General features: G+C 65.2%; 24 protein-coding genes and 1 riboswitch. Of the genes, 23 read left to right on the plus strand and 1 reads right to left on the minus strand.

Annotation, left to right across the window (positions count from 1 at the left end; translation table 11 throughout):
- Positions 1 to 60: 60 nt before the first annotated feature.
- Positions 61 to 783 carry a UTRA domain-containing protein gene (locus tag B5F74_RS06650; protein ID WP_066828608.1) on the minus strand — a complete coding sequence of 241 codons (723 nt, stop codon included), beginning with the start codon at positions 781 to 783 and terminating at the stop codon, positions 61 to 63.
- Between the two features lie 260 nt (positions 784 to 1,043).
- Here B5F74_RS06650 and treP point away from each other — a divergent pair, with 260 nt between their 5' ends.
- The 23 genes from treP to B5F74_RS12385 all read left to right on the plus strand — a co-directional run bounded on the left by treP (position 1,044) and on the right by B5F74_RS12385 (position 24,810).
- Positions 1,044 to 3,047: a PTS system trehalose-specific EIIBC component gene (gene treP, locus B5F74_RS06655; protein ID WP_087201069.1), complete on the plus strand. Its 2,004-nt coding sequence runs from the start codon at positions 1,044 to 1,046 to the stop codon at positions 3,045 to 3,047.
- A 115-nt stretch (positions 3,048 to 3,162) separates the two neighbouring features.
- Positions 3,163 to 4,863, plus strand: coding sequence for an alpha,alpha-phosphotrehalase (locus B5F74_RS06660; RefSeq protein ID WP_087201071.1), 1,701 nt, complete (start codon positions 3,163 to 3,165; stop codon positions 4,861 to 4,863).
- Positions 4,864 to 4,912: 49 nt separating this feature from the next.
- Entirely contained in the window at positions 4,913 to 5,086 is a 174-nt protein-coding gene (locus B5F74_RS06665) for a Rid family hydrolase (RefSeq protein WP_087201073.1), read from the plus strand.
- Positions 5,087 to 5,512: 426 nt separating this feature from the next.
- Positions 5,513 to 5,824, plus strand: a complete 312-nt coding sequence (locus B5F74_RS06670) for a DUF6110 family protein (protein WP_202615038.1) — start codon at positions 5,513 to 5,515, stop codon at positions 5,822 to 5,824.
- 87 nt (positions 5,825 to 5,911) lie between these two features.
- On the plus strand, positions 5,912 to 8,047 hold the full coding sequence (locus B5F74_RS06675) for a heavy metal translocating P-type ATPase (protein ID WP_087201075.1): 2,136 nt from the start codon (positions 5,912 to 5,914) through the stop codon (positions 8,045 to 8,047).
- A gap of 68 nt (positions 8,048 to 8,115) precedes the next feature.
- A riboswitch (TPP riboswitch) is annotated at positions 8,116 to 8,241 on the plus strand.
- Positions 8,242 to 8,292: 51 nt separating this feature from the next.
- Complete coding sequence (locus B5F74_RS06680) at positions 8,293 to 8,601, plus strand: thiamine-binding protein (protein ID WP_066828600.1); 309 nt, start codon at positions 8,293 to 8,295, stop codon at positions 8,599 to 8,601.
- The gene (locus tag B5F74_RS06685; RefSeq protein ID WP_087201076.1) at positions 8,585 to 9,394 is read left to right on the plus strand and encodes an ABC transporter permease; all 810 of its coding nucleotides are present in this window, start codon (positions 8,585 to 8,587) and stop codon (positions 9,392 to 9,394) included. The genes B5F74_RS06680 and B5F74_RS06685 overlap by 17 nt, the downstream gene beginning before the upstream one ends.
- 52 nt (positions 9,395 to 9,446) lie before the next feature.
- The gene (locus B5F74_RS06690) at positions 9,447 to 10,529 is read left to right on the plus strand and encodes an ABC transporter substrate-binding protein (RefSeq protein WP_079988980.1); all 1,083 of its coding nucleotides are present in this window, start codon (positions 9,447 to 9,449) and stop codon (positions 10,527 to 10,529) included.
- A gap of 58 nt (positions 10,530 to 10,587) precedes the next feature.
- Complete coding sequence (locus B5F74_RS06695) at positions 10,588 to 11,340, plus strand: ABC transporter ATP-binding protein (protein ID WP_087201078.1); 753 nt, start codon at positions 10,588 to 10,590, stop codon at positions 11,338 to 11,340.
- 826 nt (positions 11,341 to 12,166) lie between these two features.
- Positions 12,167 to 12,406, plus strand: a complete 240-nt coding sequence (locus tag B5F74_RS06700) for a FeoA family protein (protein ID WP_066828580.1) — start codon at positions 12,167 to 12,169, stop codon at positions 12,404 to 12,406.
- Between the two features lie 58 nt (positions 12,407 to 12,464).
- Complete coding sequence (locus B5F74_RS06705) at positions 12,465 to 12,686, plus strand: FeoA family protein (RefSeq protein ID WP_066828578.1); 222 nt, start codon at positions 12,465 to 12,467, stop codon at positions 12,684 to 12,686.
- Positions 12,687 to 12,825: 139 nt separating this feature from the next.
- A complete protein-coding gene (gene feoB, locus B5F74_RS06710; protein ID WP_087201080.1) occupies positions 12,826 to 15,060 on the plus strand; it encodes a ferrous iron transport protein B in 2,235 nt (744 codons plus the stop codon).
- A 153-nt stretch (positions 15,061 to 15,213) separates the two neighbouring features.
- A complete protein-coding gene (locus tag B5F74_RS06715; protein ID WP_087201083.1) occupies positions 15,214 to 15,417 on the plus strand; it encodes a hypothetical protein in 204 nt (67 codons plus the stop codon).
- Between the two features lie 436 nt (positions 15,418 to 15,853).
- Positions 15,854 to 17,200 (plus strand): glutamine synthetase family protein, encoded by a 1,347-nt coding sequence (locus B5F74_RS06720; protein WP_087201084.1) that lies wholly within the window; start codon positions 15,854 to 15,856, stop codon positions 17,198 to 17,200.
- Positions 17,201 to 17,340: 140 nt separating this feature from the next.
- A complete protein-coding gene (locus B5F74_RS06725; protein WP_066828554.1) occupies positions 17,341 to 18,003 on the plus strand; it encodes a winged-helix domain-containing protein in 663 nt (220 codons plus the stop codon).
- Between the two features lie 255 nt (positions 18,004 to 18,258).
- On the plus strand, positions 18,259 to 19,680 hold the full coding sequence (locus B5F74_RS06730; protein ID WP_239283392.1) for a trypsin-like peptidase domain-containing protein: 1,422 nt from the start codon (positions 18,259 to 18,261) through the stop codon (positions 19,678 to 19,680).
- A gap of 168 nt (positions 19,681 to 19,848) precedes the next feature.
- Positions 19,849 to 20,319, plus strand: coding sequence for a dCMP deaminase family protein (locus B5F74_RS06735; protein ID WP_066828549.1), 471 nt, complete (start codon positions 19,849 to 19,851; stop codon positions 20,317 to 20,319).
- A 205-nt stretch (positions 20,320 to 20,524) separates the two neighbouring features.
- Positions 20,525 to 21,862, plus strand: a complete 1,338-nt coding sequence (gene rsxC / locus B5F74_RS06740) for an electron transport complex subunit RsxC (protein ID WP_087201087.1) — start codon at positions 20,525 to 20,527, stop codon at positions 21,860 to 21,862.
- Positions 21,859 to 22,806: an RnfABCDGE type electron transport complex subunit D gene (locus B5F74_RS06745; protein ID WP_229254060.1), complete on the plus strand. Its 948-nt coding sequence runs from the start codon at positions 21,859 to 21,861 to the stop codon at positions 22,804 to 22,806. Before rsxC ends, B5F74_RS06745 begins: the two co-directional genes overlap by 4 nt.
- Positions 22,793 to 23,380: an FMN-binding protein gene (locus B5F74_RS06750; RefSeq protein WP_239283393.1), complete on the plus strand. Its 588-nt coding sequence runs from the start codon at positions 22,793 to 22,795 to the stop codon at positions 23,378 to 23,380. The genes B5F74_RS06745 and B5F74_RS06750 overlap by 14 nt, the downstream gene beginning before the upstream one ends.
- Before the next feature lies 1 nt (position 23,381).
- Positions 23,382 to 24,032: an Rnf-Nqr domain containing protein gene (locus tag B5F74_RS06755; RefSeq protein ID WP_087201089.1), complete on the plus strand. Its 651-nt coding sequence runs from the start codon at positions 23,382 to 23,384 to the stop codon at positions 24,030 to 24,032.
- A complete protein-coding gene (locus B5F74_RS06760; protein ID WP_066828473.1) occupies positions 24,032 to 24,628 on the plus strand; it encodes an Rnf-Nqr domain containing protein in 597 nt (198 codons plus the stop codon). The genes B5F74_RS06755 and B5F74_RS06760 overlap by 1 nt, the downstream gene beginning before the upstream one ends.
- 11 nt (positions 24,629 to 24,639) lie before the next feature.
- Entirely contained in the window at positions 24,640 to 24,810 is a 171-nt protein-coding gene (locus B5F74_RS12385) for a hypothetical protein (protein ID WP_158095712.1), read from the plus strand.
- Positions 24,811 to 24,997 lie beyond the last annotated feature (187 nt).

Consider the following 24,997-nt stretch of genomic DNA (forward strand, 5'->3'; position numbering starts at 1 on the left):
GGATTTTTTGGGCGGTGCCGCTTGCCCCCTCGGCTGCCGGGGGCAAGCGGCACCGCCTTATCACACCTTCTGGCGTACGGCGGTATCGCGGAAGCGGAAATGGTCCAGGCGGTGCCGCGACTGCGTGCACTCGATGAGGATGCCCTGCGCGTCGAAGGTGCGGTTGTCCACGACGGCCAGGTAGTCGACGCCGTCGAGGTCGAGCAGCGCGCGGTCACGCTCGTTGGCGCGCTCGCCGGTGATGGTGCGCTTGCTCATGGCGATCGTGATGCCCAGCGTGTGCTCCATGTACTCATATATAGACGAACGCGCGATGTCCTCGGTGATGTCGGGGACGACTTCGGTGAGAAACAGGCTGCAGTCGCGGATGAGGGCCTCGTCGTGTATGACGCGCACGCGCTCGACGTAGGTCAGGTCGACCCCCTCCTCGAAGCCGTAGGCGGTGGCGATCTGCTCGGTGGCGGTGAGATGGTGGATATCCACCACGCGGGTCTCGGCTCGAAAATGCGAGCGCCGGCCCGCCTCGCGGAACGACTCGATCTGCCCGACGGAGAAGGTCTCGCGCTCCGTTTTCTGGAAGACCACGCGCACGCCCTTGCCGTGCACCGGCTGCACGTAGCCCTGTTCGCGCAAGAGCCCGAGCGCGCGCCGAAGCGTGTTGTGCGAGCAGGTGTAGTACCGGGTCAGCTCCGCCTCCGAGGGGAGGAAGGACTGGAACGGGTAGGTCCCGTCCTCGATGGTGTCGCGCAGGTCGCGAAAGATAGCGTCGTATCGGGCTTTCACAGATCCACCGCCAAGAGAATCGCATCGTCGGTTGTCGGATACCCACAGCTTATTCAGATAAGTGAGCGCGCGCAAGTGGAAGGCACCGAGGCGTCCAAAGCGGCCTAATCGGCCACATCTTCGCTGCTCAATGAACCGTTTGCGGGTAAAAACCGACCGTTTATGGCAAGCCAAACTTATTCAAATAAGTTTTGATCCGAGGGGCGTACACTTGCGTCAGCAACTTATTCAAATAAGTTATCTGCGAAAGGGGTTACCGCATGGCAAAGTACACAGAGGATGCCGCAAAGCTCCTCGACCTCGTGGGCGGGAAGGAGAACATCTCTGCCGTCACCCACTGCATGACGCGCATGCGCTTCGTGCTGGTCGACGAGGGCAAGGCGGACGTGGCGGCAATCGAGGAGCTGCCCGCCGCCAAGGGCACGTTCACGCAGGCCGGACAGTTCCAGGTCATCATCGGCAACGACGTGGCAGACTTCTATCAGGAGTTCACGAAGGTCTCCGGCATCGAGGGCGTGTCGAAGGAGGCCGCCAAGGCCGCGGCGGGAGCGAACCAGAATCCGCTTCAGCGCGCCATGGGCGTGCTCGGAGAGATCTTCGCCCCGCTCATCCCCGCGCTCATCTGTGGCGGTCTGATTCTGGGCTTCCGCAACATCATCGGTGAGGTCAACTTCTTCAACGACGCCGGCGCCTTCGATCTGGAGCACGGCACGAAGTCCATCGCCGACATGTGGGTCTTCTGGAACGGCATGTACAGCTTCCTGTGGGTCATCGGCGAGGCCGTGTTCCACATGCTGCCGGTCGGCATCTGCTGGTCGGTCACGCGCAAGATGGGCACCACGCCCATCCTGGGCATCATCTTGGGCCTGACGCTCGTCTCGCCGCAGCTGCTGAACGGCTTCTCGGTGGCGGGCGCGTCGGCGGAGGATATCGCCGCCCACACCTATAACTTCGGGTGCTATTCCTTTGTGGGCACCGGCTACCAGGGCCAGGTCATCGCCTCGCTCATGGCCGCCTTCGTGCTGGTGGGGCTCGAGAAGTTCTTCACCAAGGTCACGCCCGACGTGGTGCGCATGATCGTGGTTCCCTTCATGTCGCTCGTGCCCGCGGTGTTCATCGCCCATCTGGTCGTGGGCCCCATCGGCTGGGCTATCGGCGACGCCATCGCCAACGCCGTGAGCTGGGGTCTCGCCTCCGACGTGCGCGTGCTGTTCGCTGCCCTGTTCGGCCTGCTCTACGCTCCGCTCGTCATGACGGGCCTGCACCACATGACCAACGCCATCGACTCCCAGATGGTGAGCATCTACGAGTACACCACGCTGTGGCCCATGATCGCGCTGTCCAACATCGCCCAGGGTTCCGCCGTGCTCGCCATGATCGTGCTCCAGAAGCGCAACGAGCGCGCCCAGCAGGTGAACATCCCCGCGTGCATCTCCTGCTACCTGGGCGTCACCGAGCCCGCGCTGTTCGGCGTGAACCTCAAGTACAAGTTCCCGCTCGTCTGCGGAATGATCGGCTCGGCCTGCGCCGCCATGGTCTGCACGGGCTTCGGCGTGAAGGCCCTCTCCATCGGCGTGGGTGGTCTTCCGGGCATCCTGTCCATCATGTTCAACTACTGGGGCATCTTCGCGCTGTGCATGCTCATCGCCATCGTGGTGCCCTTCGTGCTCACCCTGATCGTGGGCAAGCGCCAGCTGTCCGCCGCCGACCGCGGCATCGCCAAGATCGAGGCCGCCGCTGCCGAGTCCGCAACCGACGCCGAGCCCGCTTCCGCTCCGGCCCCCGCTGCCAGTGCTGAGCCTTGCGAGCAGGCCCTGCTCGCCCCGCTTGCCGGCCGCGTCATGCCCATCACCGAGATGCCCGACCCGATGTTCGCCAGCAAGGTCATGGGCGACGGCGTGTGCATCGAGCCCTCCGGCGACACCGTGGTGGCGCCCGCCGACTGCACCGTGACCGTGACCATGCCCGCATCCAACCACGCCGTGGGCCTCACGCTGGACAACGGCGTCGAGCTGCTCATCCACGTGGGCATCGACACCGTGGACATGGGCGGCGACGGCTTCGCGTGCTTCGTGAACCAGGGCGACAAGGTCAAGGCCGGCACCAAGCTGCTCACGTTCGACACCGAAAAGATCGCCGCGGCGGGCCACCCGGCGACCACGGCCTTCATCGTGGCCTCTACGGCCGACGCGACCGACTTCGACTTCGCAAGCGGCATGGACGCTGTGGAAGGAAAGACGCCGGTCATCACGTTTTGCGGTTAACCGCGCGCTCCGGGTCCGCTGGGCACATCGCCCGGCGAACCCGAAGGTCCAAAGAAGGGGCGCCGGATGGACGCAGCAGCGCATCCGGCAGGACCATCGGAAAGGGGCTTGCAGCATGGCTGCAATCGAGAAGGATTTCAAGCGAAGCGTCGTCTACCAGATCTATATCAAGAGCTTCTGCGACAGCGACGGCGACGGCGTCGGCGACCTGCCGGGCATCACCTCCAAGCTCGACTACCTGGCGCATCTGGGCGTCGACTACCTGTGGATCACGCCGTTCTTCCCGTCACCCCAGGCTGACGGCGGCTACGACATCTCCGACTACTGCGCAATCGATCCGGTGTACGGCACGATGGACAACTTCGACGAGCTCGTGCGCGAGGCGCATGCGCGCGACCTCGGCGTCATGCTTGACATGGTGCTCTGCCACACCTCGAGCGAGCACGCCTGGTTCCAGCGCGCGCTCGCGGGCGATGAGCGCTACCGGCGCTACTACATCCTGCGCGACGGGCGCGGCAGCACCGGTGCGGGAGATCCGGGCGAGCCTCCGACCAACTGGCAGTGCGCCTTCGGCGGCAGCGCATGGGAGTGGGAGCCGCGCCTGGGGAAGTGGTACCTGCACATGCACGATGTGAGCCAGCCGGACCTTGACTGGACGAACCCCGAGGTGCGCGCCGCATGCGCCGACGTGGTGCGCTTCTGGCGCGAGCGCGGGGTGGACGGGTTCCGCTTCGACGTGGTGAGCCTCATCTCCAAGCCCAAGGTCTTTGAGGACACGCCAGACGGCTCGTGCCGCAGCCTCGTGGCCGACGGCCCGCACGTCCACGAGTACCTGCGCGAACTCGTTGCTGCGTCCGGTATCGACGGCATGCTCACGGTGGGCGAGATGGCCGCGACCACGCTCGAGAACTGCATCCTCTACACCGCGCCCGAGCGCCACGAGCTCACCCAGACGTTCAGCTTCCACCATCTGAAGGTGGACTACGCCGACGGCGACAAGTGGAAGCTCATGGAGCCCGACATCGCGCGGCTGCGCGAGATCCTGCGCTCGTGGCAGGAGGGCATGCAGGCGGGCGGCGGCTGGAACGCGCTGTTCTGGGACAACCACGACCAGCCGCGCGCGATCACGCGTTTCGGCGGTCGTGAGGGCGCCGGCGAGAGCGGCGGCAGCTGGGAGCGCGTCGGCCGCATGCTCGCGACCTGCTCGTTCACCCTGCAGGGGACGCCCTATATCTTCCAGGGCGACGAGCTGGGCATGACCAACGCGGGATACCCTTCGATCGACTGCTTCGCGGATGTGGAGAGCACGAACAACTACCGCATCCTGATGGAGGGCGGCTCCACGGCCGAGGAGGCGCTGCGCGTCGTGAACGAGCGCTCGCGCGACAACGGGCGCACGCCCATGCAGTGGACCTCAGGGCCGCACGCGGGCTTCACGACGGGAACCCCCTGGCTCGCGGTGCCGGAAAACCACGTGCTCGTCAACGCCAAGGCCGAGGTCGGCGTCGCCGGTTCCCTGTTCGAGTTCTACCGCGAGCTCGTGCGGCTGCGCCACGAGCTGCCCGTGCTCGCCGAGGGCACCGTTCGCTTCCTGGATGCCGGCGCCCAGGCGCCCAAGGTCATAGCCTTCGAGCGCACGCTTGGCGATGCGCGCCTGGTGACGGTGTGCTCGTTCGATTCCGAGCCGTCGCGCGCGACGGGGCTTGATGTCGACGGTGCGCGGTACCTGCTCGGCAGCTACGACGATGCGCCCGTGTCGGATGCCGACGGCGCGCTCGAGCTGCGCCCCTACGAGGCGGCCGTGTTCCTGTCATAGAAGCGGTCTTTTAGCGGTTTTTCAGGGACAGTCCCCCGAATTTCACTGAGTGAAATTCGGGGGACTGTCCCTGAAAAACCAGACCACGGTGTACCTGGCCGACTTCGCCGACGTGAACGAGGTGTACGGGGAGTTCTTCAGCGCACCGTACCCGGCCCGCTCCTGCTTCCAGGTCGGTGCGCTGCCCATGGGCGCCAAGGTGGAGATCGAGGCCATGTGCTAGATGCTTGCCTAGCGAGATACTGACATGCGGAAGGACCCCGGAAGAGCGACTGCCCTTCCGGGGTCCTTCCTGTTCAATGGGTTGGAACGAACCCGTCCCCAATCAACCCGTTGCCGTGCGCCGTCTTTTCGGGAGGGGCTCCGGCCTTCCCTATATGTGCTTCTTGCCCGTGTAGACGCACATGAGCGCGCACACGATCATCGCGTACGCCCAAAACCGATGCTGTTTCATGGCGATCCTTTCGTGCGGGTTTCCTTTAAAAAGGATTGTAGGCAGCCTGGGCCCTCCCCTCAGATTCTCAATAGTTTCACAAGGGAAACTATGTCTATCGTGTTGTGGCAAAAAGTTTCCCTTGGCATACCGTGCACGCGAACTATGTTGAAAAAACGACTATCGGCATCATTCGCGACACGGAAGGGTCATCTCATGTCTATCTTCAGCATTTCCAAAACGCATGCGGCACTCGTCGGCATCGGCGCTCTGCTGGGCGCCGTGGGCATCAAGGCCGTCACGAGTGACGCCGCCAAGCGCCTCGCCGTTCAGGGCGTCGCCGCGGGCATGCGCGTCAAGGCGGGCTACGAGGACATCGTCGAGCAGGCCAAGGCCGAGGTCGACGACATCGTGGCGGAGGCCGAGTACCTCAACTCCGAGATGGCTGCGGACGATGCCTGCTGCTGCGGGTGCTACGCCGACGAGCAGGCCGTGGCGGATAAGCCCGTCGAGCAGAAGGCCGAGTAGCGCCTCGAATCCGGACAGCTGGAAAGGTGGCTGCGGAGGGATCCGTCCCCACCGCAGCCGCCGTTCATGAAGGGGAGACGTGCGATCATGCAGATAACGATCGAGCATGAAGTTCCCGGGCGTATGCGCGTGAAGCTTGCCGGAAGGGTGCCAGACGCGGATCTGGACGCGCTGAGGCGCGTGCTGCTCTCCGCTCCCGCCATCGTCGCGGTGTCGGTCTACCCGCGCATCGGGTCGGTGGCCGTGCGCTATGCCTCCGGCGAGCGCGAGGGAGCCCTGGCGGTGCTGCGCGCGGTCGATGCCGAGGCGATCGATGTGGCGCGGGGGTCGTGCGAGATCGCGCTGGCACCGAAAACCCATGGCCTGCTGATGGACGTGGCGACGCTCGTGGGCGGCCATGTCGCCCGACGCTGGTTCCTCCCCGCGCCGGTGCGCGCCCTGTGCACCCTGTGGGGCTTTCGGGGGTTTGCCCGCGCCGCGGCGCGCTCGCTGGCCCGTGCGCGCCTGGACGTGCCGGTGCTCGACGCAGCCGCCATCGGCATCTCGCTTCTGCAACGCGATTTCAAGACGGCCGCCAGCACCATGCTGCTACTCAACTTGGGCGAGCTGCTCGAGGACTACACGCGCGCCACGTCGCAAAACCAGCTGATCTACACGTTGCTCGACGTGCCCGATTACGCACAGCTCGTGCCCTGCGGAGATCCGGCCCTGCGCGGAGCGGAGGAGCGCCGCGTCCCTGCGGACTCGCTTGTCGCCGGCGATCTCATCGTCGTGCGTACCGGCATGCCCGTTCCGGTCGACGGCACGGTCGAGCAGGGGACCGCCATGGTGAACCAGTCGTCGCTGACCGGCGAGCCGCTCGCGGTGGAGCGCACCGTGGGCGACGACGTGTTCGCCGGCACCGCCGTGGAGGACGGCGAGGCGTACGTGCGCGTCAAGGCCGGCGCGAGCGACACCAAGCTGCGCTCGATCGTGAACCTGGTCGAGCAGGCGGAGGCCTACAAGGCGGAGGGCCTGGCGCGCCGCGAGCGGCTCGCCGATCGAATCGTGCCGTGGAACTTCCTGCTTGCGGGCATCGTCGCCCTGACGACGCGCAACCTCACCCGCACGAGCGCGGCGCTCATGGTCGACTACTCGTGCGCCTTGAAGCTCACCGGCGCCATCGCGGTCCTTTCGGCCATGAGCCAGGCGGCGCGCGAGGGCTTCACGGTTAAGGGCTCCAGGCACTTCGAGGCCATGGCGGAGGCGGACACCATCGTGTTCGACAAGACCGGCACGCTGACCGAGGCGGCGCCCCGGGTGTGCGCCGTCATTCCGCTTGACGGATGGACGAGGACGCAGGTGCTTCGCTTCGCGGCGTGCTTGGAGGAGCACTTTCCGCATCCGGTGGCGCGCGCCGTGGTACGCGCCGCGGCGGCGGAGGGGCTTGAGCATCGCGAGCGCCATGCGGCGGTCGAGTACCTGGTCGCGCACGGCATCGCGAGCTCGCTCGACGGCAAGCGCGCGGTGATCGGCTCGGAGCATTTCGTGGTGGAGGACGAGGGCGTCCGCATCCCCGACGAGGCGCGCGGGAAGATCGCCGCCGAGCTCGGCGGCCTGTCCGTGCTCTATCTCGCGGTCGACGGCGAGCTCAAGGGCGTCGTGGGCATCCAGGATCCGTGCAAGCCCGGCACGGCGCGCGCGATACGCGAGCTGCGCGAGCTCGGCTTCACGCGCATCGTGATGCTCACCGGCGACAACGCCCGCGCCGCGTCGCGCATCGCCGCGGAGGCGGGTATCGACGAGTGGCGAAGCGACCTGCTGCCGGAAGACAAGCACGGCATCGTCGAGCAGCTGCGCCTGGAGGGTCGCCGCGTGGTGATGGTGGGCGACGGCGTGAACGACTCGCCGGCGCTCTCCGCTGCCCATGTCGGCGTCGCCATGGGGTCGGGGACCGCGATCGCCAAAGAGGTCGCCGATATCACGCTCACCGATGGCGACCTGGATGCGCTCGTGCGCCTGCGCAGGCTCTCCATGGGCCTCGCGGCTCGCATGGACGCGTCGTTCGCCGAGGTCATCGGTTTGAATTCGCTGCTTTTGGCGGGCGGCGTCACGGGGATCGTCACCCCGCAGGCGAGCTCGCTGGTGCACAACGGCAGCACGGTGCTGCTCGCGGCGCGCAATGCGCGCGCGTACGGCGCGGAGCCCGGCCGTCGCGCGCTGCCGTCGGCCGCACCTCGATAGCACATGGAGTCCCGCGCCGTCCGATGTCGCAAGAACGCGCGAGCGGTTGCGCGAGTTGGGATATACTGGACACGCAAGAGGGGAGCTGGCGGATGCCGGCTGAGAGGAAGCTCGACGGGCGGCATCGCCCGCACCGCTTCGACCCTGAACCTGATCCGGGTAATGCCGGCGTAGGGACCAACGCTTTGATACAAAAGCCCCTACGATGTTCGAGGGGCTTTTTTCATGCCTCGGAAGGGAAGACCATGGAGGCAAGCGTAGCGATTCAGGTGCTGCCGCAGAACACGGAGAGCGACGAGGAGACCTGCCGCATCGTCGACGAGGCCATCGCCTACATCATGTCCAAGTTTCCCGATGCGTACGTCGGTCCGTTCGAGACCGCGATCGAGGGCGACTACGACCTGTGCATGGAGGTGCTCGCCGAGGTGAACCGTATCGTCATCAAGGCTGGCGCCGACAAGGTGGCCACCTATGCCAAGATCTTCTATGCGCCCGAGCGCGGCCTGCTGACGACGGAGCAGAAGGTCGGAAAGTACCATGAGTCCGAAGCGTAAGGGCTCGGGCGCGCCGGCGCTTGCGCGCACGGCAGGGGTGAGCCCGCTTGTCGGCAAGCTGGCCGCCCCGGTGACCGTGCTGGCCCTGGTCGCCATCTGGCAGCTCGTGTGCTCGGTGGGGCTCGTCCCGTCGTTTCTGCTGCCGAGCCCGGTGGCGGTCATCCAGGCGCTCGTCGGCGACTGGCAGCTGTTGGCCGGCCATGCCGTGACGTCGCTCGCCGAGGCGGCGGCGGGGCTCGCCTGCGGCATCGCGCTCGGTTTCGCCGCGGCGGTCCTCATGGACCGCTTCGAGCTCGTCTACCGTGCGTTCTACCCGCTCGTCGTGCTCACGCAGACCATCCCGACGGTCGCCATCGCGCCGCTGCTTGTGCTGTGGTTCGGCTACGGCATGCTGCCCAAGGTCGTGCTCATCGTCATCACGACCTTTTTCCCGATCACGGTGGGGCTGCTCGACGGGTTCCGCTCCGTCGACCCCGACGTCATCGACCTCATGCGATCCATGGGCGCGAACCGCGCGCAGATCATGCGCCACGCGAAGCTGCCCGCGTCGCTTGGGCACCTGTTCTCGGGCCTGAAGATCTCGGCGACCTACGCCATCGTGGGCGCGGTCATCGCCGAGTGGCTCGGCGGCTTCTCGGGCCTGGGCGTCTACATGACCCGCGTGCGCAGCGCCTACGCGTTCGACAAGATGTTCGCCGTGATCATCCTCATCTCCGCCCTGTCGCTGGTGCTCATGTGGGCGGTCGGCGCGCTGCGCCGCAAGCTCATGCCCTGGGAGCGCTCCGAGGGGTAGGAAAAGGTGCCGACAAGGCGCATCGATCAGATTTCGCATATTGGAGAGTCATATGTCTCGCATCTCAACCATCGATCAGCTTTTTGCCCACCGTCCGGTTTCCCGCCGCGGGCTTGTGCGGTGCGGCCTTGCGGGCGCCGGCGTCCTCGGTGCCTCTGCGCTCGCCGGATGCTCCGACGGCACCTCATCGAGCACCGCATCTTCCGGCGGCTCCGCGGCAACAGGCGCCTCTGAGCTCAAAAAGATCACGTTCGCGCTCGACTGGACGCCCAACACCAACCACACGGGCGTGTACGTCGCCGCGGCCCGCGGGTACTACGAGGAGGCAGGTCTCGAGGTCGAGATCGTGCAGGCGCCCGAAAACGGCGCCGACGCCCTGGTCGCCACCGGCGAGGCCCAGTTCGGCGTGAGCTTCCAGGACACCATGGCGAGCTACGTCTCGAGCGAGGACAGCCGTCTTCCCGTGAGCGCCATCGCCGCCATCATCCAGCACAACACCTCGGGCATCATCAGCCGCGCCGAGAAGGGCATCACGCATCCCGCGGCCATGATGGACCACACGTACGCCACCTGGGAGGGCCCCATCGAGCAGGGCGTGATCAAGCATTGCGTCGAGGCCGACGGGGGAGACTTCAGCCGCGTGCAGATGATCCCCTCCACGGTGACCGACGAGGTGACCGCGCTGCAGACCGACCAGGTGGACACCATCTGGATCTACTGGGCGTGGGCCGGCGTGAAGTGCCAGCTTGCGGGCCTCGACACGAATTACTTCGCGTTCGCCGACATCGACTCGGTCTTCGACTTCTACACGCCGGTGATCATCGCCAACGACGACCTGATCGCCGACGACCCCGATACCGTGCAGGCGTTTCTGGATGCGACGCGCCGCGGCTACGAGGACTGCATCGCGGACCCGGACGCTGCCGCCGACGTGCTGCTCGAGGCGTCGCCGGAGCTCGATGAGGAGCTCGTGCGCGCGAGCCAGGAGTACCTGGCCGACCAGTACCAGGCCGACGCCGACGCGTGGGGCGTGATCGACCAGGGCCGCTGGGACGCGTTCTTCGGCTGGGTCGGCGATCAGGGCTTTGCGCCTGAGATCGAACCCGGTGCCGGTCTTGACCTGCAGTTTATCTAACAGAAGCTTAGGGCACGAGGCGGCGGCGACGGCTCGCTGCCCCCAGGGGGAGGCAAACGTGGCACAGCTTGAAGTCGGGCACGTGAGCGTGGCGTTCGACGGGGTGCAGGTACTCGACGACATCAGCCTGACGGTACCTGCAGGGCATATCGCCTGCCTGCTCGGCCCCTCGGGCTGCGGCAAGACGACCCTGTTCCATGTGGTCGCCGGGCTCTCGCTGCCCGATTCCGGCAGCGTCGAGCTCGACGGGCGCGACATCACGGGCGCGCCGGGGCAGCTGGCGTACATGCTGCAGAAGGACTTGCTGCTGCCCGAGAAGACGATCGTCGACAACGTGTCCCTGCCGCTCGTGTTGCGCGGGGTGCCCCGTGCCCAGGCGCGGGAACAGGCGCTCGCGCTGTTCGACACGTTCGGGCTCGCGGGCACGGCCGACCGCTGGCCCTCGGAGCTTTCTGGCGGCATGCGGCAGCGCGCCGCCCTGCTTCGCAGCTATCTGTTCAGTCAGGATTTCATGCTGCTCGATGAGCCCTTCTCCGCGCTCGACGCGTTCACCAAGGCCGACATGCACGCATGGTTTCTTGACGTCGCCGAGCGCTTCGGCACGACGGCGCTCGTCGTGACCCATGACGTCGACGAGGCGCTCGAGCTCGCCGACGAGATCTTCGTCATGCGCGGCGCTCCCCAGGCGGGGCGCCCGACGCGCATCGTGGGCACCGAGCGCATACCGTGCCCGCGCGCAGAGCGCGCCTCTTTCGCCCTGACCGAGGAGTTCCTGGAGCACAAGCGCCAGGTGCTGGCCCTCCTCGGCTAGGGAGACACTGGTTGATGGTCTTTGCGGCGGTCGGGTCCGCGGTGGGTGTTGTATCCGCCCGCGTGCGAAACCGCACCTTGGTAAAACCTTTTATCAAGGTGCGCTGGCCCTTCGTTTTGAATTTGGTATCAAGTCTTGGGCAATAAGGGCCGCATAGGGGCGGATCGAGGGTCCCTTCCGGGATTTTCGGGATCGGACGAACAAAGAAACCGCAGGTCACAGGCTTGTTAGATATGGCCGTTTTCCACTTATACTTCCCGATTTGATACCAAATTCATTTTGCAGAAATATTAATCCCCTCTTTCCTGGGGTTTCGCGGTGCGGTTTGCCCATCGCGTGCATACGGGGCCCGGACTGCATATCGGGGACGTACCTTCCGCGTGCATGTTTGCATGGAGCAGGTACGTCCCCGATATGCACCACCGCCTCTACCAGGTCACCCGCTAACAGGGCCCAGCAACCGTACCCAGAACTGCGAGAGAGGGCCCCTTGAACGGCCCTCTCTCGCAGTTCTGGGTACGGTTGCTGGGCCCTGTTAGCGGGCAGTCCTGTGGTTTTACCGATGACCGGGGTGTGTCGGCAAATTACTCGGCGTTTCCCAGCAGGCGTGACAGCAAGGCGGGGAATCGTCGCCACGCGCAAATGTCACCCAGCTTATAGCATATGTATGCCTTAGGTAACTTTTTTGCTCAACTTGGCCATAACCCCTTCACAACAAGTTAGCCTTGTGTTAGTTTACCGTAGGAAACATAGACGGGGCTAACTTGAAGCGTTGCCTCGCCTATGCCGTTCCATTCGATCGGACGATGATGAGGAGACATGCCGTATGACTCAAGGGCCGCAGGTTCCCGCGATGCCGCTTTCCTTCCGAAAGGCGGGGGAGACCATCATGGTGACGCGCGTGCGCGGCGATGAGGACCTCAAGCACCATCTCGCGAACATCGGGTTTGTCGAGGGCTCCGAGGTGCACGTGGTGTCTTCCAGTCCCTCCAACATCATCGTGACGGTCAAAGGCGCTCGCTTTGGCTTGGACACCAAGGTCGCTCAGCGCGTCATGACGGTCTGACACGGGGCGCGCGACGGCGCGCCGACCGTGGACGTGGCGAACAGGAAGGGGGAAGGACATGAAGACACTGGGAGATGTTGCGGTGGGCGATAGCTCCACCATCATCAAGCTGCACGGTGAGGGCGCGCTCCGCCGTCATCTGATGGATCTGGGCCTCATCAAGGGCACGCAGTTCAAGGTCGTGAAGGTCGCGCCGCTGGGCGACCCGATCCAGATCACCGTTCGCGGCTACGAGCTCTCCATCCGCAAGGAGGAGGCGGCCATCGTCGAGGTGCAGTAACGGCACCCGCGAGGGCGTTTGCGCAGGTAGAGTTAGCTATTTCTAACTATAAGGGATCCGAGGCGCCCGCCAGGGATCTCGCACGGCTAGCTCGGTAACTTGAAGAAGTTTCAAAGCCTATTTTGGAAGAAGGAAACGCATGGCGGCTTCACAGCTTCATGTCGCGTTGGCGGGTAACCCCAACTGCGGCAAGACCACGCTTTTCAACCTGATCACCGGCCAGAACGGCTATGTGGGCAACTGGCCCGGCGTCACGGTTGAGAAGAAGGAGGCCAAGCTGACCAGTGACAAGAGCGTCACGATCACCGACCTCCCCGGAATCTACTCCCTTTCCCCCTACAGCCCGGAGGAGAAGGTCTCGCGCGACTACCTCATGAGCGGCGAGCCCGACGTCGTGATCCAGGTCATCGACGCCACGAACCTCGAGCGCAACCTGTACCTGGCGCTCCAGGTCGTCGAGACCGGACTGCCGGTCGTGGCGGCGCTCAACATGGCCGACCTCGTCGAGAAGAACGGCGACAAGATCGACACCCGCGCCCTCTCAAAGAGCCTCGGGTGCCCGGTCGTGATGATCTCCGCGCTGCGCAACAAGGGCGTCGACGAGCTGCTCGCCGAGGCCAAGCGCGCAGCGGCCACCAAGGGCAGCGTGCCCGAGCACAGGTTCGATTCCGCTATCGAGGACGTGCTCACCAAGATCGAGGACCTGCTCCCGTCGTCCGTGCCCGCGTCCAAGCGCCGCTACTTTGCGGTCAAGCTGTTCGAGCGCGATCAGGATGCCTTGCGCCTCATCAACCTCCCCAAGGACAGCGCCGCCCGGGTCGACGAGCTTATCGTCGCATGCGAGAAGGACTGCGACGATGACGCCGAGTCCATCATCACCGGCGAGCGCTATGCGGTCATCGCGCACATGATCGACGGCTGCCTCAAGAAGGCGCCTGCGCGCATGAGCACCTCCGAGAAGATCGACCGCATCGTCACGAACCGCATTCTCGGCCTGCCCCTGTTCGTCCTCATCATGTGGGCCGTCTACTCCATCGCGACGGGTGCCGACGCGTTCGGCACCGCCGGCACCGACTGGGTGAACGACAACCTGTTCGGCGAGGGCTTCGAGCTGTTCGGCATGCAGTTCCAGTCCATCCCCGGCGTGATCGAGGGCTGGCTTGTCGCCGCCGGCGCGAGCGATCTGGTCCAGAGCCTCGTGCTCGACGGCATCGTGGCCGGCGTGGGCGCCGTGCTCGGCTTCATCCCGCAGATGTTCGTGCTGTTCGTGCTGCTCTCCTTCCTCGAGGACTGCGGCTACATGGCCCGCGTCGCCTTCGTGATGGACCGCGTGTTCCGCCGTTTCGGCCTGTCCGGCAAGTCGTTCATCCCCATGCTCGTCTCCACGGGCTGCGGCGTCCCCGGCGTGCTCGCCACCAAGACGATCGAGAACGAGAAGGACCGCCGCATGACGGTCATGACCACCACGTTCATCCCCTGCGGAGCCAAGCTCCCCATCATCGCCCTGCTTATGGGCGCTATGGTCGGTGACGCCGAGGCGAGCTGGATCTCCCCTCTGTTCTACTTCCTCGGCGTCATCGCGGTCATCGTGTCCGGCATCATGCTGAAGAAAACCAAGCTGTTCGCCGGCCGTCCGACCCCGTTCGTCATGGAGCTGCCGAGCTACCACTTCCCGTCCATCCGCTCGTGGTGGCTGCACATCTGGGAGCGCGTGTCCGCCTACGTCAAGAAGGCCTTCACGATCATCTTCGCTTCCACCATCGTCGTGTGGTTCCTCACCAACTTCGGCGTGTACGAGGGTGCGTTCGGCTTCTTGCCCGCGATGGAGGGCATCCCCGAGGAGTTCACGGACTACTCCGTGCTCGCCATGGTCGGCGGCGCCATCGCCTTCATCTTCGCCCCGCTCGGCTTTGATTCCTGGCAGGCGACGGCCATGTCCATCACCGGCCTGGTGGCCAAGGAGAACGTCGTGGCCACGGCCTCCTCGCTGCTCCATATCGCCGACGGCACCGAGACCGATCCGAACCTGTGGACCGCGTTCGCCGGTATGTTCCCGTCCATGGGCGCCATCGCCGCGTTCGGCGCGTTCAACCTCCTGTGCGCCCCGTGCTTCGCTGCCATGGGAACCATCCGCGCTCAGATGAACTCCGCCAAGTGGACCGCGATCGCCATCGGCTACGAGTGCGCCTTCGCGTGGGTCGTCGGCCTCATGATCAACCAGTTCTACCTGGCTGCCACCGGCGTCTTCAGCATCTGGACGATCGTTGCCGTCGCGTTTGCCGCAGCGATCATCTTCCAGGTCGTGCGCCCCATGCCCAAGTGGGCGTGGGAGGACGACGACAAGGTCGTCCCCGCCGGCGCCGTGACCGCGTAACCTGAGCGACTTAGCACGCTCCTCCCCAAAGGGTCGCCTGCACATGCGGGCGGCCCTTTTTGCGCGCTCCCGTCCGTGCAGATTTCCTGCTCCTCGTGGTTATGGACGGGAATATGAGGTAAAGTTTCATACGACAAACAACGAGGAGGAACCATGTCTCCTATCGACTTCATCATCCTGGCCGCGATCGGCGTCGCATTCGTGGCGGTGTGCGTCCGCATCAAGCGCAAAGGGAGCTGCGCGGACTGCGCCCAGGGCGGGACGTGCTCGGGCCACTGCGGCTCCTCGCCGGACAGCTGCCCCGCGTGCCAAGGTGTCGACCGCGTGGCCGAACGACTGGGCCGCGGCGTCAAGTAACACCCCAACCGCAAGTGCAAATGTGGGGACGTACCTTCTGCGTGCATTTTTGCAAATCGGGGACGTACCTTCCGCATGCAAATGTGCGCGCGGAAGGGGCGTCCTTTTGCAAAACCCCTGCTAGGCCATCGTGGATACAGATGGCCGGGGGAGGAGCTCATGAAAAAGCGCCGAGCCGGGCCGAGCCGGAGGATGCGGCAGTATGGGTTGAAGCGTCCTCCAAACAACCCGAAACATGTCGTTTTGCCCGAAGGGGTGTCCCCATATTTGCAAAAGTGCACGCAGAAGGTACGTCCCCCAATTTGCATTCGGGGCGCTCGCAATCGTCTGGGCTTCAGTGGGGGCGGTAACCCAGCCGAAACATAGGTATGGCACAATGTGCGCCTATAGTCAGTCGGTTCGATAGTCCACCGCGCGTCATGGAAGGGTTGTCCTTATGGATAAGAGCCAGAACATCGATTTCGTCCTCCGCACGGTCGAAGAGCGCGATATTCGTTTTGTCCGCCTGTGGTTCGTCGACGTGCTCGGCCGCCTCAAGAGCTTCGCGATCAGCCCCGAGGACCTCGAGGTCGCCTTCGAGGAGGGCATCGGGTTCGACGGCTCGGCCATCGAGGGCTTCACCGCGCCTGAAGAGGCGGACATGCTGGCGTTTCCCGATCCCTCGACGTTCCAGGTCCTGCCCTGGCGCCCGTCGAGCGACGGCGTGGCGCGCATCTTCTGCGATGTGTGCACGCCCGACCGCAAGCCGTTTGACGGCGACCCGCGCAACTGCCTGCGCCGCATGTTCTACAAGGCCGAAGAGGCCGGCTACATCATGAACGTGGGCGCGGAGCTCGAGTACTACTACTTCCCCGACGAGCACACGGTGGCCCCGCTCGACAACGTGGGCTATTTCGACCTGCTGCCCTCCGACTCGGCGCGCGACGTGCGCCGCAGCACCGTGCTCACGCTCGAGAAGATGAGCGTGCCGGTCGAGTACACCTTCCACTCTTCCGGCCCCTCGCAGCACGGTATCTCGCTGCGCCATGCCGAGGCGCTCACCATGTCCGACGCCATCATGACGGCCAAGCACATCATCCGGCTGGAGGCCTATGAGGCGGGCATCCACGCGTCGTTCATGCCCAAGCCCATGGCGAACGAGGCGTCGTCGGCGATGTTTTTGCACCAGTCGCTGTTCGACTACGACGGCAACAACGTGTTCTACGGCGAGGACGACCCCGTCTACCACCTGTCTCCCATCGCCAAGAGCTACATGGCGGGCATCCTCATGCATGCCGGCGAGATCTCGGCGATCACGAACCCCACGGTCAACTCCTACAAGCGCCTGGCGACGGGCAAGTCCAGCTCGCCCACGCCCACGCACGCGACCTGGGGTCTGCGCAACCGCGCCGCGATGATCCGCATCCCCATCTACAAGCCGGGCAAGCAGCTCTCCACGCGCATCGAGCTGCGCAGCCCCGACCCCATGGCCAACCCCTATCTCGCCTGCGCCGTCACGCTGGCCGCCGGTCTCGACGGCATCAAGCGCGGCTTGAGGCTGCCGGCCGAGACCGAGCTCACCGATGCCGGGCTGTCCGACCTCGAGCTGCGCGAGCTCGGGTGCTCCCCGCTGCCGAGAAACCTCCAGGAGGCGCTCGACATCTTCGAGAACTCCCTGCTCATGAAGGATGCGCTCGGCGAGCACATCCACAGCTTCTTCCTCAAGAAGAAGCGCAAGGAGTGGGAGAAGTACGCGTCGAGCATTACCGAGTGGGAGCTCAAGCAGTATCTGGCGAGCTCCTGACGACGGCGTCGTCGCGGCTCTCGCCATCGTCGCGGACGCGGCGCGAGGGCTCGCACACGGTGCGGCGCATCCGGGCGTTGCGGCCCGCATGCGCTGCGCGCTGTCCCTTGGTATGATTACGCCAGCGAGAGGGTGGTGGTATGTCCGAAAAAAACGTCCTGTTCATGGCTCGAACAACGCGGTATTACGAGTTTGCCCAGACGCTCACGACGTCGCTGGGCGTTGACGTGAGCGCGGCCACGCCCGATTCACCGACCGCCGCGCGCGATTTCGACCTGCTGATCCTTGACGCCGACGGCATCCGCGCCGACCGGATCGAGCAGATCGGCAAGTGGCTCGACGACCGCGGAAACATCCCGATGCTCGTTCTGGTCGATGACGACGGGCTTTCGGGGCTGCACCTGCCGTCCCGCTCGCGCTGCGACTTCATCTGCTCCGGCGCCAGCGAGGGCGAGCTCGAGGTGCGTGCGCGCCGCCTGATGGGGGAGGAGGAGAGCTTCTCCGTCGACGACGTGTTGCGCGTGGACAACATGACCATCAACCTCGCCACGTACCAGGTGTACCTGGACGACAAGCCGGTTGACCTGACGCTGATGGAATACTCGCTGCTGTCGTTTTTGGCCATGCACCCCAACCGCGCCTACAGCCGCGAGGTGCTGCTGCACCGCGTGTGGGGCTTCGAGTACTGCGGCGGCACGCGCACGGTCGACGTGCACATCAGGCGCATCCGCTCTAAGGTCGGCCCGCAGATCGCGGCGCACATCACGACGGTGCGCGGCGTGGGCTACCTGTTCAAGGGGTAGGGTCAATCAAAGACGCGCTTGCGGGGTGGGGCGGCACGGCCCGCCCCGCTTTTTCTTGCGCATGGGGGCTTCCGGCGCGCTCGTCTCGCACGTGGCGGGCATGCGCGCCGGGCCCCGGTCTTTTCCGCACCATCATCTGCCCATCTCTCTTACAAATCCCTTAACGTGACCTAAAGCCTGTGTACCTCGAACGCCGCATGGGGTACAACGTGTTCAGACAACAAATCCTTTGCTGGGCAATTGAAAGGAACCATGATGAGTGAGAACACCCCGCAGCGCCCTGATGGGTTGAACGAGAGCACGGGCGCTCCGCGCGTCCAAGTGGAGCCGACCCCGGTCAAGCCGGATGAGGTGTCGCAGACGACCGCGATGCCGAACGCCGGCGCCCATGCCGCGCAGGAGCCGTCGACCGAGAAGATCAGCCGCACCGTGGTGAAGACCCGCACCAAGCGGCTGCCCGTGTTCCTGAGCGCGCTCGGCGGCCTGGCGGTGGGCGCCGTGCTGGTCATCGCGCTGGTCATGACCGGAGCGCTCGACATCAACCGCGACGGCGGCAGCGTGAGCGCCAACACGCCCGCCGGCACCCAGACGATCCAGATCGACGCCGAGGACACCACGCTCGCCGAGGCTGTGTCGGCTAAGGCCCTGCCCTCGGTGGTCTCCATCGAGACCGAGGTGCAGGACACCTCCAGCATGATGAGCGGCGGCTCGTCGAGCAGCGGCAACATCGGTTCGGGCGTGATCCTCGACACCGACGGCAACATCCTGACGAATTACCACGTGGTCCAGAACGCGACGAGCATCGTGGTCACGCTGAATGACGGCGCGAGCTACGAGGCGGAGATTGTCGGCTCCGACGAATCGAGCGACCTTGCGGTCATCCGCCTGGTGAACGCCGACCCGAACGTCCTGACGCCGATCGAGATCGGCGATTCCGACGAACTGACGGTCGGCTCGTGGGTCATGGCCATCGGCAGCCCGTTCGGCAACGAGCAGTCCGTGTCGACCGGCATCGTGAGCGCGCTGTACCGCTCGACCGCCATGCAGTCGACGACCGGCACGACCATCTATGCCAACATGATCCAGACCGATGCCGCCATCAACCCCGGCAACTCCGGCGGCGCGCTCGTCAACGACAACGGCGAGCTCGTGGGCATCAACTCCATCATCGAGAGCTACTCGGGCTCGAGCTCGGGCGTGGGCTTCGCGATCCCGGTGAACTACGCTAAGAACATCGCCGACCAGATCATCGCTGGCCAGACGCCGGTCCATTCGTATCTGGGCGTCTCGCTGACCACCGTGAACGCGCTCAACGCGCGCCAGAACAACCTCTCGGTCGACTACGGCGCCTACATCAACGAGGTGACCGAGGGCGGTCCCGCCGCCGAGGCCGGCATGCAGGCGGGCGATATCGTGATCGCGGCGAACGGCGACGAGATCACCTCCGCAGACGGCCTGATCATCGCCCTGCGCGGCTACGACGTGGGCGAGAAGGTGACGCTCACCGTCATGCGCGGCAGCGAGCAGATGGATCTCGAGGTCACGCTCGGCTCCGACGAGGCCCTGCAGGAGCAGCAGGACAGCTCGACCGATCAGAACGGCCAGGGCTCCAACTCCATGAGCGAGGAGCAGCTGCGCGAGCTGCTGAACGAGCTGCTCGGCCAGGGCGGGCGCTAACAGGCGACAACGACGGGGCGGCCTTCGGGTCGCCCTTTTTCTCGATTCGGCGCAAAGGCGCGCGAACGCGGCGGGAGCCGGGGCAGCCGTCCCGGCTCCCGCCATCTGTACCCGTCCCCGTCGGCGGGATAGAATGGGGCGATAAGATCGTTTGAGAGGAGCGCACCCATGCCCGGTAAACGCACCGATGTTATCAGCTGGGACGAATTCTTCATGCGGGTCGCCATGGCGGCGAGCATGCGCAGCAAGGATCCGAACACGCAGGTGGGTGCCTGCATCGCCGACACCAACCATCGCATCCTGTCGGTCGGCTACAACGGAACGCCGTCGACGCTGAACGATGACGAGTTTCCTTGGGATACCGCCGAGGACCCGTTGCTCGACAAGCACAGCTATGTGATCCACGCCGAGGCCAACGCTATCCTGAACTACCGCGGCTCCCTCAAGGACATGGGCGGCGCCACCGTCTACGTGACGCTGTTCCCGTGCCGCGAGTGCGCCAAGACGCTCGTGCAGGCCGGCATCGGAGAGGTGGTCTACCTCTCGAACAAGTACGATGGCACTGAGGACAATCTGATCGCGCGCAGCATCTTCGACCGGTGCGGCATCACCTATCGGCAGGTAACGGTCGACGAATAGCGCTATTCTCCCAGCTCAGCATAGTTATGGGGCAGGGCCCGCACCGACGACCTCCACGTCGGGCGGGCCCTGTCCGTATGCAAAAAGCAGTTCGGTTCTGGTATTCGCTAACACAAATCGCTAAACTTGTGGCGATATCGTGTAATCAGGATGTGTTTATTCTGATTGCAGAATAAAGGGGGAGAGAGGTCAGAAGGGGGAGAACATGTTCTCTCTGCACAAGACACGGGGAGGAGTCCATCCGCCCCAGTGCAAGGATGTGCGGGAATACGCCTGCACGTCCGTGACGCCGCCCGAACGGGTGCGCATCCCGCTCAACATGCATATCGGAGGCCCGTGCATGCCGTGCGTGAAGCCGGGCGACCATGTGTATGTGGGCACGTTGATCGGTGACGGGTCGGGCCTGTACGCACCCGTCCACGCGAGCGTCTCGGGCACGGTGGTCTCCACCGACACCGAGCAGCTGCCGACCGGGGCCACGGCGCCGGTCGTCGCCATCGAGTCCGATGGCAAGATGGAAAACGATCCTGCTCTCGCGCAGCCGAGCTACAGCACCAAGGAGGAGTTCCTCGATTGCGTGCGCGCGTCGGGCGCGGTGGGCCTGGGCGGAGCCGCCTTTCCCACGTGGTTCAAGATGCGCGCGCCCGAGGGGAAGAAGTTCGAGTTCCTCGTCATCAACGGCATGGAGTGTGAACCGTTCATCACGAGCGACTACCGCCAGATGATGGAGCACGCCGAGCGCGTCGTCGACGGCGTCCACCGCATCGCGACCGCGCTCGAGATCCCCGCCGCGGTCATCGGCATCGAGGACAACAAGCCCGAGGCCATAGCCAAGCTCACCGAGACGGTGGCGGCAAAGGGCTGGAGCGACCTCATCGACGTCATGGCCATTCCCACCAAGTACCCCGCGGGCGGCGAGAAGGTGCTCATCAGCGCCACGACCGGCCGTGACGTGCCCGCAGGCGGCCTGCCGGTCGATGTCGGCTGCCTCGTGATCAACGTCACCACCGCGTCGCGCATCGAGCAGTATTTCCGCTACGGCATGCCACTCGTGACCAAGACGCTCACGCTCGCGGGCGATTGCGTCGCCAACCCGGGCAACTACCGCGTGCCGATCGGCATGAGCGTGCGCGACATCATCGAGGCGACAGGCGGGCTTACCAAGGAGCCGCGTAAGATCATCATGGGCGGTCCCATGATGGGACGCACGCTCACGAGCATCGACTGCCCCATCATCAAGGCCAACAACGCCATCTTGTGTCTGGACGACCAGGCGATTCTGCCCGACGAGACGCCGTGCATCCGCTGCGGGCGCTGCGTGCGCGTGTGCCCGCTCGGGCTCATGCCGTACGCGCTCGATTCCGCCTCGCGCAGCCATGACGCGATCGCGCTCGATGAGCTCGGCATCATGAACTGCATGGAGTGCGGCAGCTGCGCCTACACCTGCCCGGCCCATCGCCGCATCACCGCGTCGATCCGCGAGGGCAAGGGTTTCTATCGGAGCGAGGTCGCGCGCCTCACCCAGCCTGCGAAGGGGGCGTGAGCTTAAGCATCATGAATCTCATCAACGAGGCATCTCCGCATTTCCACGGTAACGCTTCCACCACCAAAATCATGGGCGCCGTCTGCCTGGCGCTCGTGCCCACGCTCATCGCGGCGACCGTGCTCTACGGTCTCGCCGCGCCGCTTCTGGTGCTCGTCTGCATCTCGACGGCGCTCGTGAGCGAGCACCTGTGCTGCATCGCCATGCACCGCGAGTCCACGGCGGGCGATATGTCCTGCGTGGTCACCGCCATGCTGTTCGCCTTCACGCTGCCGGCGAACTGCCCGTTTTGGGTCGCCGTGCTCGGCACCGCGTTCGCCATCGTCGTGGTGAAGATGCTGTTCGGCGGCATCGGCTGCAACATCTTCAACCCGGCGGTCGCCGCGCGCGTGTTCATCATGGTCGCGCTGCCGAGCGCGCTTTCGGCCTATCCCGACGTGGCGGGCAAGCCGCTCGACGCCATCACCGGCGCCACCCCGCTTGCCATGGCGAGCGCGGGCGATATGCCCTACAGCTACCTCGACCTGCTGCTCGGCAACCATGCCGGCGCACTGGGCGAGACCTGCATCATCACGCTTCTGATTGGCTACATCTTCCTGCTCGCCGTGCGCGTGGTCGACGCCTGGGCGACGCTGCCGTTCATCGGCGCCGTGGCGCTCATCTCGGCCTTTGCGGGTCAGGATGTCGTCTACCAGCTGCTGTCCGGCGGTCTTGCCATGGGCGCCTTCTTCATGGCGACCGACTACACGACCACGCCGATGAACCCGGTGGGCAAGATCATATTCGGCCTGTGCTGCGGCATCATCACGGGGCTCATCCGCTTCTTCGCGTCCTCTCCCGAGGGCGTGGCGTTCTCCATCCTGTTCATGAACATGTTCGTGCCGCTGATCGACCGCATCACGCGTCCGCTTCCGGCTGGAGGTGTCAAGAATGCCCTCATCTAATTCCTGGCTGGCGCGCCATAAGGAAGGCGCCTGGTATTCGCTGGTCGCGATCGTACTGGTCGCCGTCGTCTGCGGCGGCATCACCGCGGGCGTCAACTTCGCCGGCCACGACGCCTTCGCCGAGGCCGACGCGCGCCTCGACGAGTCCAAGGGCGGCGCCCAGCGCGCGCTGCTGTTCCCCGATGCGACCTCGTTCGAGCAGGTCAGCGCTCCTGCGATCGAGGGCCTGAACTCCGTGTACCAGACCAACGACGGCGCGTGGGTCTTCGACTGCTCGGCTACGGGCTACCACGGCGACGTCGAGCTCATGGTCGGCATCGGCACCGACGGCACGGTCGCCGGCATCCAGATCGTCGCCGAGGACGAGACCGACGGCATCGGCACGAACGCCCTGACCGAGGACTACTTCGGCACGTTTGCCGAGCTTCCCGCGACGGGCACGCTGACGGTCGAGGAGGCCGGCAGCGGCGAGACGCACGTCGACGGCGTCTCGGGCGCGACGTTCACGAGCAACGCGGTGATCGGCTGTTTGAACATCGCGTTCGAGGCCTATGCGCAGTTGGGGGGTAACTAACATGGCGCTGAACGAGCTTATCCAGCATGAGCAGGACGAGCGCGTGCGCGCGCTCACCCATACGCCCACGTTTTTGGTCGTCGCCGGATCGCTGCCCGGCCTGTTCGTGGCGACCTCTGCGGTCGACGGCTTTGCCATCGGCGCGGTGTCCGCCGCAAGCATCCTCGCCATGGCGATCCTGGCGCGCCCGCTGCGGGCCGTGACGGGGCGGTTCGCCTACATTCCCGTGACGCTCACCGTGAGCGTCACCATCGCGATCCTGCTCGGGTTCGCCCTGCGCGTCATCGATCCGGTGGTCCACGAGGACCTCGGCATCTATGTGACGCTTGCCGCCCTGAACGCGATGGCCATGACGTTTGTCTCCTGCGACGGGTTCGCCGCGGCCCCGACGGCGAAGTCCTCGCTGGCGACGGCCCTGTTCGCCGCGGTCTGCACGTGCGCGACGCTCACCTTCGTGGGCTTCATCAACGGCATGTTCGCGACCGGCCAGGTCTTTGGTCTCACCATGACCGAGCTCGCCGCGACGCCGATCGCCATCTTCGGCAAGCCTGCGGGCTCGCTTTTGATCATGGCGCTGGTCGCCACGTTCGTGCAATCCATCGAGAGCGCCGTCGCGATCAGCCGCAAACAGTCCGAAGGTGGTGAGCGCTAATGGAGTTTTTGAGCGCGCTATTCACGGCGGCGTTCGATAGCAATGTCGTCTTTGCCCAGATGGTGGGCATGGTCGCGGTCTTTCTGCTGGCGTTTAAGCCGCAGGATGCCGTAAGGTTCGGGCTTGCCCTGTGGGCCGCCACGTCCATTTCCGGTCTGGTCGGCTGGCCGATCTTCGCCCTGTTCTTCGAGCCGTGGGGCATCGGCTACATGGCTCCGATCGCCTACGTGCTCGTGAGCTCGATCGTGGTGTTCCTGTACGGCGCCGTGGCATGCACCGGCAAGAGCGAGGCCGCTCGTGCGCGCATCATGACGCAGTGCACCCTGCTCGCGGTCAACGCCTGCGTGCTCGCGGCTCCGCTCGGCAACGCCGCCGCCGGTGAGGCGACGACGCTCGCCGTGGCGACCGGCTCCTCCATCGGAGCGGGCCTCGGCGCCTTCATCGCCGTCGTGCTGTTCGCCACGATCCGCCAGCGCATCGACGAGCGCCTGGTGCCCGGGGCCCTGCGCGGTCTCCCCATCTCGCTGGTGACGGCTTCGCTCATGTGCATGGCGTTTTCCTGCGTGGCGGGTATCGCCGGCGGATTGTTCGCGTAAGGAGGCTGGCTATGGATCCCATCATCATGATCGGCATGCCACCGTTGCTGCTTTTGGTCGTGGCGCTTCCTCTTGCCGCCGCGCTGGCGATCGCCGTGGGGCTCTTGCACTACCACGACCGCTGCGACACCGAGGACGCCGCCGCTGCGGCTGCGGCTGCGGGCGAGGCTGAGGTCGAGTAGGCTGCGGCATGGTCTTACCTGCTGTCTTGTGACTCCCCGGCTTGCGACAGGGCGTTGCCCGCGCAAGCCGGGGATTTTTGTTACAGCGGGGTGAGTGCAAATCGGGGGACGTACCTGTTGCGTGCATTTTTGCACGCAACAGGTACGTCCCCCGATTTGCACTGTGGGCGCGTTGTGCCGTCATGGG

This window comes from Collinsella sp. An271 (genome assembly GCF_002159695.1).
Lineage (GTDB): Bacteria > Actinomycetota > Coriobacteriia > Coriobacteriales > Coriobacteriaceae > Collinsella > Collinsella ihumii.

Excerpts from the sequence above, each read along its gene's own strand:
- B5F74_RS06705 (WP_066828578.1), top strand. The coding sequence starts at position 12,465 with ATGAAGACACTGGGAGATGTTGCGGTGGGCGATAGCTCCACCATCATC.
- B5F74_RS06715 (WP_087201083.1), top strand. The coding sequence starts at position 15,214 with ATGTCTCCTATCGACTTCATCATCCTGGCCGCGATCGGCGTCGCATTC.
- B5F74_RS06675 (WP_087201075.1), top strand. The coding sequence starts at position 5,912 with ATGCAGATAACGATCGAGCATGAAGTTCCCGGGCGTATGCGCGTGAAG.
- B5F74_RS06730 (WP_239283392.1), top strand. The coding sequence starts at position 18,259 with ATGAGTGAGAACACCCCGCAGCGCCCTGATGGGTTGAACGAGAGCACG.
- B5F74_RS12385 (WP_158095712.1), top strand. The coding sequence starts at position 24,640 with ATGGATCCCATCATCATGATCGGCATGCCACCGTTGCTGCTTTTGGTC.
- B5F74_RS06760 (WP_066828473.1), top strand. The coding sequence starts at position 24,032 with ATGGAGTTTTTGAGCGCGCTATTCACGGCGGCGTTCGATAGCAATGTC.
- B5F74_RS06670 (WP_202615038.1), top strand. The coding sequence starts at position 5,513 with ATGTCTATCTTCAGCATTTCCAAAACGCATGCGGCACTCGTCGGCATC.
- rsxC (WP_087201087.1), top strand. The coding sequence starts at position 20,525 with ATGTTCTCTCTGCACAAGACACGGGGAGGAGTCCATCCGCCCCAGTGC.
- B5F74_RS06685 (WP_087201076.1), top strand. The coding sequence starts at position 8,585 with ATGAGTCCGAAGCGTAAGGGCTCGGGCGCGCCGGCGCTTGCGCGCACG.
- B5F74_RS06700 (WP_066828580.1), top strand. The coding sequence starts at position 12,167 with ATGACTCAAGGGCCGCAGGTTCCCGCGATGCCGCTTTCCTTCCGAAAG.
- feoB (WP_087201080.1), top strand. The coding sequence starts at position 12,826 with ATGGCGGCTTCACAGCTTCATGTCGCGTTGGCGGGTAACCCCAACTGC.
- B5F74_RS06720 (WP_087201084.1), top strand. The coding sequence starts at position 15,854 with ATGGATAAGAGCCAGAACATCGATTTCGTCCTCCGCACGGTCGAAGAG.
- treP (WP_087201069.1), top strand. The coding sequence starts at position 1,044 with ATGGCAAAGTACACAGAGGATGCCGCAAAGCTCCTCGACCTCGTGGGC.
- B5F74_RS06755 (WP_087201089.1), top strand. The coding sequence starts at position 23,382 with ATGGCGCTGAACGAGCTTATCCAGCATGAGCAGGACGAGCGCGTGCGC.
- B5F74_RS06750 (WP_239283393.1), top strand. The coding sequence starts at position 22,793 with ATGCCCTCATCTAATTCCTGGCTGGCGCGCCATAAGGAAGGCGCCTGG.
- B5F74_RS06735 (WP_066828549.1), top strand. The coding sequence starts at position 19,849 with ATGCCCGGTAAACGCACCGATGTTATCAGCTGGGACGAATTCTTCATG.
- B5F74_RS06725 (WP_066828554.1), top strand. The coding sequence starts at position 17,341 with ATGTCCGAAAAAAACGTCCTGTTCATGGCTCGAACAACGCGGTATTAC.
- B5F74_RS06690 (WP_079988980.1), top strand. The coding sequence starts at position 9,447 with ATGTCTCGCATCTCAACCATCGATCAGCTTTTTGCCCACCGTCCGGTT.
- B5F74_RS06680 (WP_066828600.1), top strand. The coding sequence starts at position 8,293 with ATGGAGGCAAGCGTAGCGATTCAGGTGCTGCCGCAGAACACGGAGAGC.
- B5F74_RS06660 (WP_087201071.1), top strand. The coding sequence starts at position 3,163 with ATGGCTGCAATCGAGAAGGATTTCAAGCGAAGCGTCGTCTACCAGATC.